This window comes from Massilibacteroides sp., from assembly GCF_028705895.1.
Taxonomy (GTDB): Bacteria; Bacteroidota; Bacteroidia; order Bacteroidales; family Tannerellaceae; genus Massilibacteroides.
In genome coordinates this window covers 21,064-34,498 of sequence record NZ_JAQWCQ010000026.1, presented here as the reverse complement: position 1 = coordinate 34,498, position 13,435 = coordinate 21,064, and the positions used below count along the sequence as shown (strand labels likewise).

At 40.9% G+C, this 13,435-nt stretch carries 10 protein-coding genes; 6 read left to right on the top strand and 4 right to left on the bottom strand.

The annotated features are described in order from the left end of the window. Positions 1-3: 3 nt before the first annotated feature. Complete coding sequence (locus PHT93_RS08245) at positions 4-486, bottom strand: CYTH domain-containing protein (protein ID WP_300241667.1); 483 nt, start codon at positions 484-486, stop codon at positions 4-6. 1 nt (position 487) lies between these two features. Next, a complete protein-coding gene (locus PHT93_RS08240; protein WP_300241665.1) occupies positions 488-1,537 on the bottom strand; it encodes a DUF2027 domain-containing protein in 1,050 nt (349 codons plus the stop codon). Positions 1,538-1,600: 63 nt separating this feature from the next. On the opposite strand from PHT93_RS08240, the gene PHT93_RS08235 reads away from it, so the two are divergent. Together PHT93_RS08235 and PHT93_RS08230 are read left to right on the top strand one after the other, a co-directional pair. Continuing rightward, positions 1,601-2,821, top strand: a complete 1,221-nt coding sequence (locus PHT93_RS08235; protein ID WP_300241663.1) for an S-adenosylmethionine:tRNA ribosyltransferase-isomerase — start codon at positions 1,601-1,603, stop codon at positions 2,819-2,821. Between the two features lie 51 nt (positions 2,822-2,872). Next, entirely contained in the window at positions 2,873-4,855 is a 1,983-nt protein-coding gene (locus PHT93_RS08230; protein ID WP_300241661.1) for an OmpA family protein, read from the top strand. Between the two features lie 143 nt (positions 4,856-4,998). Here the strand turns inward: PHT93_RS08230 and carB are convergent, their stop codons facing one another. Further along, complete coding sequence (gene carB / locus PHT93_RS08225; RefSeq protein ID WP_300241659.1) at positions 4,999-8,226, bottom strand: carbamoyl-phosphate synthase (glutamine-hydrolyzing) large subunit; 3,228 nt, start codon at positions 8,224-8,226, stop codon at positions 4,999-5,001. Between the two features lie 275 nt (positions 8,227-8,501). On the opposite strand from carB, the gene PHT93_RS08220 reads away from it, so the two are divergent. Further along, positions 8,502-8,933 carry a hypothetical protein gene (locus tag PHT93_RS08220; protein ID WP_300241657.1) on the top strand — a complete coding sequence of 144 codons (432 nt, stop codon included), beginning with the start codon at positions 8,502-8,504 and terminating at the stop codon, positions 8,931-8,933. A gap of 27 nt (positions 8,934-8,960) precedes the next feature. On the opposite strand, the gene PHT93_RS08215 is transcribed toward PHT93_RS08220, so the two are convergent. Continuing rightward, positions 8,961-11,000 (bottom strand): transcriptional regulator, encoded by a 2,040-nt coding sequence (locus PHT93_RS08215; protein ID WP_300241655.1) that lies wholly within the window; start codon positions 10,998-11,000, stop codon positions 8,961-8,963. Between the two features lie 309 nt (positions 11,001-11,309). Between PHT93_RS08215 and PHT93_RS08210 the strand changes: the two genes are divergently transcribed. The 3 genes from PHT93_RS08210 (at position 11,310) to PHT93_RS08200 (ending at position 13,432) form a co-directional block, all read left to right on the top strand. Continuing rightward, positions 11,310-11,828: an RNA polymerase sigma-70 factor gene (locus PHT93_RS08210; RefSeq protein ID WP_300241653.1), complete on the top strand. Its 519-nt coding sequence runs from the start codon at positions 11,310-11,312 to the stop codon at positions 11,826-11,828. Between the two features lie 87 nt (positions 11,829-11,915). Then, positions 11,916-12,593, top strand: a complete 678-nt coding sequence (locus PHT93_RS08205; protein ID WP_300241651.1) for an outer membrane beta-barrel protein — start codon at positions 11,916-11,918, stop codon at positions 12,591-12,593. 5 nt (positions 12,594-12,598) lie between these two features. Continuing rightward, positions 12,599-13,432, top strand: a complete 834-nt coding sequence (locus PHT93_RS08200) for a FecR domain-containing protein (RefSeq protein WP_300241649.1) — start codon at positions 12,599-12,601, stop codon at positions 13,430-13,432. Positions 13,433-13,435: the final 3 nt, after the last annotated feature.

Below are 13,435 nucleotides of genomic sequence, written 5' to 3'. Positions count from 1 at the left end.
CTTTTATTTTTCTTCTGCACTCCATTCATTATAGGGTCGTTTAGACAACATGGCATTATAGTAACGTACCTGACCGGTCACTTCCTGTCCCAACCAGGAAGGATGAACAAACGGTTCATTTTCTTCTTTCAATTCGATCTCAGCAACTACCAGTCCTTCATTACATCCATCAAAAACATCGACTTCCCAGACATGCTGTTCATGGGGAACAAGATAACGTATTTTATCAATAACGCCAGGCTCACAGAGCTTTAATAATTCCTCTGCCTCTCTTACCGGAATATGGTATTCAAATTCAACTCGTGCAATCCCATCCTCACCCGAAGGACCTTTGATTGTCAGATATCCTTTTTCGTCACGAATGCGTACACGCACCGTCCGTTCGGGTACGGAGGTAAGATAACCTTGCACGATCCGACCGCCGGATGTCACATGTTTGGAGAAATCTCCGCTAACAAGGAACTTTCGTTCTATTTCCTTAGCCATATCACTTAATCGTTACCATTGTAGCACCAAAACCGTATTCACGGAACGAAGCATCCTGATAATAGTACGTTTTGTATTTTGTTTTCAACTCTTTCTCGATGGCATTCCGCAGTACACCATCTCCTTTCCCGTGTATAAAGACAATCTTCTGTCCTTTTTTGCCGGCATATTGTTTCAGTACTTCGTGAAACTTATCCAATTGATAGGTCAACATGTCGGTATTCGTTAATCCGGCCGTGCTATCCAACAATTCATCAATATGCAAATCCACCTCAACAACAGCAGCTGCGGGTTGTTTTTTCACGATTCGTTGTCGGGCACGTCTGTCTTCTTTGCTTTTCTCCATCATAGCCTCCTGTAGTTCTACGGTAGAGACCAGTAATTCTTTCTCAGGAATATCTTCACGTACAACCGGAAAAACTAACGCATCTTCTTCAAAGAAGTCGTTTTCCATGAAACAATGTATCTTATAAAATTTCACCGTATCGGGGCGTAATTCAACTGAAGCTGCATTTTTCAAAGCAAAAGGTTTATCTTTTTTGAAAGCGACAAACTGCACACAGATGCGCTCCAGTTTATTTAACTCCCCTTTCTCAAACTCTTCCATGAATATTTTGGTATTCGGCTCTACTATACCGTTATACCGACTTATCCAACTATTATTCTCTCTGTACATATAATTTATGAACAAATAATAATTGCTGCTATTAATAAAGTAAGCTTCATATCCCGTTTGCTGAAAAGCTTTCGGGTCAACCGGCAGATAAGCCAAATAAATATTCAATCGTTCTCCTTCAGGAGTTTCCTCTATCAGTTCTTCTTCCGGTTCAGGCTGCCTCACTACAACCTCCTGAACAGGAGGTTTCGGCTTATTTGAACTATGAACCTGAGGAGCGCCATCGTCTATTATAACACATTCACGAATAAAAGTCGGCACTTCAAAACCGTCTTCGTCTTCCACAAGCACTTTGTCTTTCCCAGCAAACCCTGTTACAGTACCGCCTCCTACACTATTCAGGAAACGCACCTTATCTCCTACTTTTATCCCCATATCGTCTCGTTCTATGATTGTTATACGGACAAAGTTCACTAATTTTGCGCAGATAATAAAACAATGACTGTAAAAACTAAGCATATACGTATAGCGGAATATAACTATCCGCTACCCGATGAACGCATTGCCCGATTTCCATTGGCCAAGCGTGACGAATCCAAGCTCTTACTCTATAAAAACGGAGTAATTAATGAAAGTCAGTTCAAACACCTGCCGGACTTTCTTCCGGAAGGTTCTCTGATGGTTTTCAACAACACGCGCGTCATTCAGGCACGTATGTTATTCCATAAAACAACAGGCGCTAAAATAGAATTATTTTGCCTCGAACCGATTAGTCCGCATGACTATGCGTTGGTGTTTCAGGAAACAGAACGCTGTTCATGGCTATGTTTAGTAGGTAATTCGAAGAAATGGAAAGAAGGCACGTTGGAGAAAGAGATCATGTCGGGCGAAAAACGAACGATCATTCGTGCGGAAAAGAAAGACAGTTATGGTGAGAGTCATCTGATTGAGTTTTCGTGGGATAACCCTGATTTTACATTTGCAGAAATTCTGGATGTTGCCGGGATTTTACCTATTCCTCCTTACCTCAATCGTGAAACAGAAGAGAACGACCTCAAAACTTACCAGACGGTATATTCTAAAATAAAAGGTTCGGTTGCCGCCCCTACTGCAGGACTTCATTTTACAGATGAAGTATTAAAAGACTTGGACGAAAAAGGTTTTGGCAGAGAGGAGGTAACCCTCCACGTAGGAGCAGGTACTTTCAAGCCGATCAAAAGCGAAACAATCGAAGAACACGAGATGCATACTGAATTTATTTCGGTAAACCGCTCTGCGATTGAAAAAATCAAAGCAAAAGCAGGAAATATTATTGCCGTCGGCACCACCTCTGTCCGTACTTTGGAAAGTCTGTACTACATCGGAGTCATCCTCTCTAAAAATCCAGAAGCAGAAGGAGAAGAGTTAACCGTCAGTCAATGGATGCCTTACGAGGAAGAGAATAACACATTAAGTGTGAATGATGCATTGCAACATATATTGAACTATTTAGACCGGCATAAAGCGGACAAACTGCTGACGGCCACACGTATTATTATTGCTCCTGGATACAATTTCAAGATAGTGAGAGGCATTATCACTAATTTTCATCAACCTCAGAGTACATTATTACTGCTCATCTCTGCTTTTGTGAAAGGAAACTGGAAACCGATTTACGAATATGCACTCACACACGATTTCCGTTTTCTAAGCTATGGCGATAGTTCCTTGCTCCTATAAGCAATAAGAGTTGATTTCAAGCGTTATAGAATAATAAATTAAGCGTATTAAATGACCTTGCGTACAATTATATCCTATATACTTTTACTCACTGCATTAGCAGGAGGATTGGCTTCATGTAAGACTGCCAAACTTTCTGATGCTGAAGAAAAACAACGGATCGGAGAATACTTTGAAGCGGCAGCCATCTATCGCAAGGTGTATGCTAAGACGAAACCTGTCAAACGTGACCTTCGCGGGTATATTGCGTTTCGTATGGCCGAATGTAACCGACTGATCAATAATACCCCACGTGCCACAAGCGCTTATCTGAACGCTTTAAGATATGAATATCCGGATAGTATAGTCTATCTGCGTGCAGCACAGATGGCACATAAAAGCGGGAAATATACAGACGCGCTTAAATATTATGACGAATATCTTAATTATAAGCCGGATGATCAATTAGCCATTAGCGGAATCAAAGGAGCTGAATTAGCCTCTGAATGGAAAAAAGATCCGACCAAATATATTGTACGACGGATGGATAAGTTTAATTCCCGTCGTTCGGAATTTAGCCCGATGCTTTATGGTGACAAATACGATCAACTTTATTTCGCCTCTTCCAGAAGCAAAGACAAGGAAGCAAAAACGAGTGCAATTACAGGATTAAACAACAATAATTTCTTTCTCGTAAAACAAAACGAGAAAGGAGAATGGACCGCCCCTGAAGAGTTAGAAGACGCGGTTAATACTGAATTCGACGAAGGAACACCGTCTTTTTCGCCTGATGGAAACACAATGTATTATACCTATTGCGCTCAAGATCCGGAAGGCAACAGAACCTCTGAAATATACGTATCTTCACGTAGCAGCGCATCTTGGGGAAAAGGGACAAGGGCATCTATTGTGAAAGATTCTGTAACTGCCTTAGGACATCCGGCAGCGTCACCTGATGGAAAATACCTATATTATGTTTCCGATGCTATAGGAGGATATGGGGGTAAGGACATTTTCCGCTCCCGTTTGATCGGGAACGATTTCGGACCAATGGAAAATCTGGGGCCTGAGATAAACACACCTGGCGATGAACTATTTCCTTATGTACGCGATTCTGTAACGCTTTATTTTGCATCCAACGGGCATCCGGGTATGGGCGGTTTAGATCTATTCAAAGCAACGCAAGATAGTACAGGAAAGTGGACTGTTGAGAATATGAAGGCGCCGGTCAATTCTATGGCTGACGATTTCGGAATAACTTTCGAAGGAAAAAAAGAAAAGGGTTTTTTCAGCTCAAATCGTAATGACGCACGAGGGAGTGATCATATTTATTCTTTTGAATATCCGACATTTATCGTTTATATTGAAGGGTTGGTTTATGACGTAGATGAATACCCAATCGAAGATGCAACGGTCCGTATCGTAGGGAAAGACGGTTTGAATGAAAAAGCAATTGCCAAAAAGGACGGTAGTTACAAAATTGAATTAGAAAGAGACATCAAATACGTCATGATGGCAAGTGCGCGCGGCTACCTCAATCAATTTTTCGAATTAAAAACCGATCCGGAAGAAAAGAGTGAGACTTATTTTGTGGATTTCTTCCTCTCTCCGATCAGTAAACCGGTAGTGATAGAAAACATCTTCTACGATTTTGATAAGGCAACTCTCCGTCCGGAATCAAAACAAGCGTTAGATGAAATGATCAAGATGCTGAACGATAATCCCAACGTCACCATTGAGCTTGGTGCACATACCGACCGCAAGGGAACAGAGGAATACAATGAACGTTTAGCCCAACGCCGCGCACAGTCAGTTGTTGATTATCTGATTGCAGGAGGCATAGCCGCCGACCGCTTAGAAGCAAAAGGATACGGGGAAAGTGTTCCTAAGACCATCAATAAGAAAATGGCTAAAGAAATCGACTTTCTGAAAGAAGAAGACGTACTGACCGAAGAGTTCATCCTCACTCTTACCCCCGAACAACAGGAGATTGCGGACCAGATCAACCGCCGTACCGAATTCAAAGTTCTAAGAACGAATTATAATCTATTCTGATATTACTACGACCCTCTACCACTAAATTCCCTATCTTATACTACAACCCCTAAATCCCCTGAAGGGGACTTTCAACACTCTGCATAGAAGTCCCCTTCAGGGGATTTAGGGGTAGAGGGGATTTAGGGGTAAAAGTACCACCTTTACTTATACTCCTGCCAGCTTTTTATTTGAATTTCGCTTTTATCAATGCTACAGAATGCATCTATAAAGGCACTTGCCAGACGGGCATTAGTGATCAACGGAATATTATGATCGATCGCTGCACGGCGAATACGGTAACCGTTCGTAAGTTCACGTTTGGTATGATCTTTCGGAATATTTACTACTAAGTCGAATTCGTGATTCGTAAACATATCCATGATGTTCAGATCGCCTTCTTCATCCGGCCAGCAAACGGCTGTTGCTGGAATTCCGTTATCATTCAGGAATTTTGCCGTTCCGCGAGTCCCGTAAATCTGATAGTTTTTTGAAGCTAACTGGCGACATGGGTCAAGTAGTTCCACTTTACTTTTTGCTTCTCCGGAGGAAACGAGAACATTTTTCTCCGGCACGTGATTTCCTACAGCTTCCATTGCTGAAAGAAGAGCTTCGTTGAAATCGTCACCGATACAGCCTACTTCCCCTGTTGAACTCATATCAACTCCTAATATCGGATCGGCCTTATGCAGACGTGCGAACGAGAATTGAGAAGCTTTTATACCTATCCAATCGATATCAAAGGCACTCTTATCCGGACGAGAATAAGGCGCATCCAGCATAATGCGGGTAGCGGTCTCGATAAAGTTACGTTTCAAAACTTTAGAAACAAACGGAAAACTACGTGATGCACGCAGGTTACATTCGATCACCTTTACATCGTTGTTCTTTGCTAAGAACTGGATATTGAAAGGGCCACTGATATTTAATTCTTCAGCAATCTTTTTACTCACTCTCTTCACGCGACGTGCTGTCTCAAAATAAATCTTTTGTGCAGGGAATACCAATGTAGCATCTCCTGAGTGGACTCCGGCAAATTCGATATGCTCAGATATGGCATATTCGACCACCTCACCATTCATGGCTACGGCGTCAAACTCGATTTCTTTCGCTCCCTGAAGGAATTCAGAAACAACAACCGGATATTCTTTAGACACACTGGCGGCTAAATCCAGAAATTCCAACATCTGTTCTTTAGTATAACAGACATTCATCGCCGCACCACTCAACACGTATGACGGACGAATCAGAATAGGGAAACCGACCTTTTCGATAAATGCATCAATTTCTTCCATGCTGGTCAACTCCGCCCATTGCGGTTGATCAATACCTAACGTATCAAGCATAGCAGAGAACTTATGGCGATTTTCAGCCCGGTCAATAGATAACGGAGAGGTTCCCAGTATAGGAACTTGCTGACGATTCAATTTCATCGCCAGATTATTCGGAATCTGTCCTCCTACAGAAACAATGACTCCCTTCGGAGTTTCCAGATCGATCACGTCTAAAACACGTTCAAAGGAAAGTTCATCGAAGTAAAGACGGTCACACATATCGTAATCCGTAGAAACCGTTTCCGGATTGTAATTGATCATAATTGATTTGTAACCCAATTTACGTGCCGTTTGAGCAGCATTCACAGAACACCAGTCGAACTCCACCGATGAACCGATGCGATAAGCACCCGAGCCAAGAATAATCACACTCTTCTCGTTCTTATAATAAGGTATATCATGCTCCTTACCATCATAAGTAAGGTATAGATAATTTGTCAGTTCAGGATGTTCAGAAGCAATCGTATTGATTCGTTTCACTGTAGGCAGAACCCCTGTCTTCTTACGCAGATTACGGACACGGATACTTTCTTTTTCCAGATTTCCTGCCGGATTCTCCACAAAACGGGCAATCTGGAAATCAGAAAAACCTAAACGTTTTGCTTCTTTCAATACGTCTTCAGGCAACTCTTCAATCACCTTATACTCTCCTATCTTACGACTATAATCTACAATATTTTTAAGTCTTTCAAGGAACCAGGGCGTAATTTTAGTCAATTCATGAATACGTTCTACAGAATAACCTTCTTCAAAAGCCTTTGCCACAGCAAAAATGCGTAAGTCAGTCGGATTAGCTAATTCTTCATCTAAATTCTCAAACGCCAGTTCTCTGTTTCCTACAAAACCGTGCATCCCCTGCCCGATCATACGAAGGCCTTTTTGCATGATCTCCTCAAAACTTTTGCCGATAGACATGATCTCACCCACAGATTTCATGCTTGAACCAATCAGACGGCTTACACCCGCAAATTTAGTTAAATCCCAACGTGGTATTTTCACAATCATATAATCCACCACAGGTGCTTTATAAGCAGAGTTTGGTGTTCCCATTTCTCCGATCTGATCCAAGGTATATCCCAACGCCAATTTCGCTGCCACAAAAGCCAACGGATAACCGCTCGCCTTAGATGCCAACGCTGACGAACGGCTCAAACGGGCATTGACCTCAATCACACGATAATCATCCGTTTCCGAATTAAACGCATATTGAATATTACATTCACCTACTATACCTAAATGACGGATCGTTTTTACAGAAAGTTCCTGCAGCAGATCTAATTCCGTTTTATCTAAAGAACAGGTCGGAGCGACTACGATACTCTCACCTGTGTGAACACCCAGCGGATCCACGTTCTCCATGCTCACAACCGTAAAGCAATGATCATTCTTATCACGGATCACTTCAAATTCTATTTCTTTCCAGCCTTTTAACGACTCTTCTACTAAAATCTGCGAAGAATAAGCAAAGGCACTTTCCGCCAGGGTGCGAAGTTCGGCCTCATCCTTACAAATACCACTACCTAAACCACCTAAAGCATAAGCCGAACGAATCATAACAGGGAAGCCTATTTTACGTGCTGCAGCAACAGCATCAGCCATACTTTCCACCGCCTGACTAACCGGAGTTTTTACATCGATTTCGTTCAGTTTCTTCACAAACAAGTCACGATCCTCAGTGTACATGATCGCCTCTACGGAAGTACCCAGTACCTTCACTCCATACTTTGCTAAAATACCCGAAGTATAAAGTTCAGTACCACAATTCAACGCAGTCTGACCACCAAAGGCCAATAAAACACCGTCCGGATGTTCTTTTTTGATAACCTCTTCCACAAAAAAAGGCGTGATCGGCAGGAAATAAACCTTGTCCGCTACGCCTTCCGAAGTTTGAATAGTTGCAATGTTCGGATTAATCAATACCGTGCTAATCCCTTCCTCTCGTAATGCCTTCAGTGCCTGAGAACCGGAATAGTCAAATTCACCCGCCTGACCGATTTTCAGCGCGCCGGATCCCAATACGATCACCTTTTTAATTTCAGTCGTTGACTTCGTAGTCATGTTTTTGATTTTATAGAATGTTATACTTACAAATACAACCAAGCAGACGCAACTCATCCTTACTCTCAAAAAAACGAGAATATGATCACAGAGTCCGTCATGTTAACCGCATACCGGCTACAAATATACAGCTTTCCCACATGTAAACCGATCGTTTGTTTTCGAAAAACCATTTGAAACAATAAAAATGCTTTATTTCTATTCCTCTTTTATTAAAAAACGTATCTTCGCCGAAAAGAGAGCGTTTTGTTTACAAAAAAAGAAAGAGAATATCTATGAAAGCAAAAATTTTACCCCTGTTAATCATAACATTACTAATCACTTTATTTTCATCTTGCGAAGGACGAGACGGGATAGACGGTGTTGGCTCATGGGACGTGTTTGAAATAAAAATTGAAGGACGGCAATGGGAATGGGATCCGGAGAGAGAACTGTTTTATTTCTATTATGAAGATCCAGGCATCACCTCATTTATTGCAACTGACGGGTTAGTTCAGGCGGCAATCCGGTATGATGATACCTACTTTCCACTACCATATACCCGTCATTTGTATGACGGAGGCTATCTTACAGAAACAGTAAATTACGAATATGGTGCCGGGTGGATTCGTTTTAATTTCAGCGCAAGTGATTTATTCGATACAGTTGATGATTACCAGAATTATCAACCGGGTACTCACTTTATCAAAGTCACTTTACTTTGGTAAAACCGATAAAGAAAGTTCGTATCCTCTTTAAAAATTCATAAGGAAATCCGTGAGATTCGTTTCGCCATCCAGGTTGAGTCGTTTACGGAGCCTGTAACGACGCAATTCCACAGCGCGAACGGATACATTTAACAAAGAGGCTATTTCTTTCGTCGATAAATTCATACGAAGCAGACAACAAACCCGGATATCACCGGGAGTAATATCCGGATACGTTAGCCGTAAACGGTCTGTAAAATCCCGGTGCGCACTATTGAAATAAGTTTCAAAGGCGTTCCAGTCCTCCTGATCATCCAGACTCTTTGCTATAGAAGAACGCAGTTTTCTGTACATCCTGTCGGGATAATGATCACCCAGATTCTTTTTTTGCTGATCCAACTCATCTATCAACGACTGCATTAAGTTGTTTTTCCGAACATGTGCAGATGTTTGTCTTGTTAACTCATCGTTTTTATTCTGAAGTTCGGTTTCCAACAATTCATTCTTCAATTTCTGTAATCGTTGTTGTTCTTTTCTTCGTTCAGCTTCCAGCCGCTCAAGAGTTTTCTTTCTTTGAATCTTTATATAGCGGAATGTAGCCAACCAAGCAAGAAGAGCAATGATAACGAGATATAAGAAACCAGCCCACCAGGTTTCGTACCAGGGAGAACGAATGGTTAACATTACCGTTATTTCGGGAAATGGGCCGCGTATAGCGTATGTCCTGATATGAATATTGTATTTTCCGGGAGGAAGTTGTAATAAATTAATACGTCCGTTTTTCTGCCAGGCAGACCATTCAGGGGAAATGCCCTCTATCAGATAACTGATCTGCTGATTTAATGTGAATACGGAAGTTCCCGCATAGAGGGTTAACTCCATGAAATCATGTGGCAATGAGATCTCTAATTCTTCAGGAGAAAGAGACTGCCTTTGTCTTTTCTTATCCGTAAACTCAACTCCGGTCAGATGAGGAGGGGCAAATGTCTGCAACCCCTCTTTTAATATTCTCCTGCTGTTCAGAACCACGACTCCCTGCATAGTAGAAACTAAGTGAAGCGTATCATTCAACGGGATAAAAGACTTCCCGCGATTCACAAGATTCAAATTATAATTATCAAACAAGATACGACATTTCAAATGTGGCTTCCTGTTTTCAATATGAAACAAGCCTGCTTCATTTTTCTGTACAAGCCAGCAGCTGTATTCTGATATAGGATAAATCCGGTTTGTTCCCGCAAATGATCCTAACCCTTCCATATCGTCTAAAAGATCTTTTAATTGTATCTTTTTTCTTTCTTGCACCGGCGGAAATAACATCTGTGCCTCACTGTCAGAAAGACGGAGAAACGCATCATTAGGAGAAAGCGTACGTTTAAAATAACCCGAATTACTCTTCAGATAAAGTTTATTCCCTTCAAGGAAAGCCTGTTCTGGCTTCCCTGTGAAACTACGTTCCCCAAACAATCGAATAGGAGGATTAAGCGTTAATAAGGCCAAGCCATTATCCATAGCAATCCACAAACGTTTATCCTGTTGTACCAGTAAATCATGTATTTGATTATCCTGAAGAAGATTATCTGCAGTAAGATGAAGCAAGGTAGAGCCTTCGGAGTTGAGAACATACAGCCCTTTTCTGGAAGTACCCACAAAATAAAACTGATCAATTTGTGCTGTTGCAGTTATTTGTCCCTCCTTAAAAGAGAACGGAAGTGCCTGTATTGAAGAATCTTCAAACGATTCGCCAGAGGACTCAAACTGTAGTTGCCCGTATTCATTTCTTTTCCATTCACATTGAATGCCAGAACCGGCAGTAAAAGTCCGCCCGTTTTTTGTAAAAATACGAGATATAACCTTTTGTTCGGGTAGCTCATGTATTCTCCACGAATTGCCATCAAAGGTTAGTAACCCCGAATTATTCGCCACGTAGAGTATCCCTTCCTCCGAAACAGAAAGCCCCCAATTCTGACAACTGGCTTTATAATCTCCTACAGTGTAGTTCTGAACAAAAACAGACGGCACATTATCTTCGGCCAACAGTCTGAATGTCAAAACAAAAAGAGATAATAATATTCGTAAGCCATTCATACATATGCCATGCAGGAGTGTTCGGCTTTTCTCAGTGGGAGTAATCAACATCTTTACTACAAATAAAATATCTAAACTCAACGTGCATAAAGATAGTACCTTTAATGAATATCTTTTTTGATAACTGTCAAAAAGTTTTTCTATAACTATGAAAAAACTTTTCCACAACTGTGGTAAAGTTTTTCCACAGTTGTGGAAAAAGAAAGAGTATGTTAATACGACAAAATGTAATTATAAAAGAATATAAAAAGATTACAAGATAAAATATAAACTCGTTTCTTTGATCAGAATAGTATAGTAACAAACTTTATGTGCGGTATAAGTTCTGAAGAATTTGAACGGAATTTCAAATCTTTATATAAACCTTTATGTCTGTTTTCTTTACGCATAACAACGAATCCGGATGATGCGGAGGACATTGTCCAACAAGCTTTCTCCGACGCGTGGACTAAGTGTAAAGAGGGAGAAACGATCGATAACTTTAAAGCGTATATGTACAGAACGGTAAGAAACCGCTCTTTGTCCTATCTATCTCAAACTCACCTTATCCAAACAGCAGAAGAGTTTCCGGAAACAGAAGATCTTTCTGAAGAAGAGCAGATTTACGAAGCGGAACGAAACGCCCGATTATGGGAAGCTATTGATAAGTTGCCACCGGCGAGGAGAGATATTTTTCTTATGGCTAAACGCGACGGCATGAAATATCAGGAAATCGCGGATAGTCTCCAATTGTCTATTAAAACAATTGAAAACCAAATGGGAAAAGCACTGAAAACACTTCGTGAAACGGCCACGCGGATTTACACCTTCTTTTTTTGCCCCGCTTAAAAAAAAGAATAAAAGTGAATAGGGGTATTTCTCTTTTTTCTGTCTTAGTAGTAAGACACGGCTATTATGCCTATAATAATATTGGGAATGAAGAAAATTATTGTTTTACTTTTAGTTCTGTTAAGCGTAAATGAGATCCATGCTCAGTGGTCGATATCGCCCGAAGCCGGTATAACTGCCGTTAAAGCTGCAAAACTTGAAGATTGGAGTGCAAGAATAAAAGCCGGAGTCGCTGTTGAATATGATTTCAATCACCGGTTTAGCTTAAAATCGGGTCTGTATTATGCTGACAGAGGTTATTCCTATTCATTCATACTCTTTCAGCAAATAGATGGAGAAGCCAATACTGCTCCGGTATTTTCTGAAATAAAGCCCAATTACGGCTACCTTCAGTTGCCTGTAATGGCTAAAATCGGATGGGACATTGGTGAAGATATACGTTTTAATGTAGCAATCGGGCCTTATTTGGCTTACAGACTGTATGCCGGAGGAGATCAGTATTTTTACAGTAATCTCTATCAAGAACGCGATGAAGAGTATGGGTATGGCTGGAGTTCTTACTCCATTTATTCACACTCGATACCGGGTATAGATTCCGGCTATACATTCGATTGGGGAGCAAGTCTTTCTGTTGGCGTGGAGGTAAAAAACTGTGTGATGAATATCGGCTACGATGCTGATCTGGGAAAGAAATTCAGCGGCGATGAAATAAAGACAAAATATTACACTATATGTTTGTCTTTAGGATATAAGTTCAGAGTATAAATACAATGATAAACAAACACGAAGATAAATTTGAGCAACGGATTCGTTTTGTCGCAAAATATTACCGCAAGGGTGCGATAGATGCGGATAAGGCGTGGACAAAATTCGCAGAGAGAGAAAAGGTAAAACAAAAATACTTCTTGTTCCGCTACCGTCATGCCGTTGCCGCCGTTATCCTATTGTGTTTGACAATGACAACATGGTATTTTATGACAAATGAAAAAGAAGAATGGTTAGTTTTAACTACGGCCTCCGGACAGGTAAAAAATGTATTCCTTCCGGACAGCTCTATGGCTTTGATGGCAGAAAATTCCACAATAAAATATGATCTGATTGCTTTTAAGAAGGGGAGCCGTGAGGTTGAGATGAAAGGAAAAATTTTCTTTCAGGTGAAGAGAATGGAAAGCTCCCCTTTTTCTGTATCGACAGTAAATACGGTTGTTACAGTATTAGGAACCAGTTTTCAGTTGGATGAAAAAGGAGATCGTACGGAATTGTATGTAAATACCGGAAAAGTTGCTTTTGCTGATAAAGACGGAAAAGAAGAATTAATCCTGACAGCGGGAATGTCTGCTGTGTATAAGAAAGACGAAGCATCCATGATAAGCGAACCTAAAGACAACACGAATGCGTTGTCATGGAAAACGAAAGAATTACATTTCAATAACACGCCACTGAAGGATGTAATCGGGGATTTGTCCGAATATTATCATGTAAAAATCATCAATCGTTTAGAGAATGGGAATAAACACCTGACAGCATCGTTTAACAATTTGCCATTAGATGAAGTGTTGCTAATTATTAATCAGACATTAGATGTACACTTAGTGGTAGAATAAACT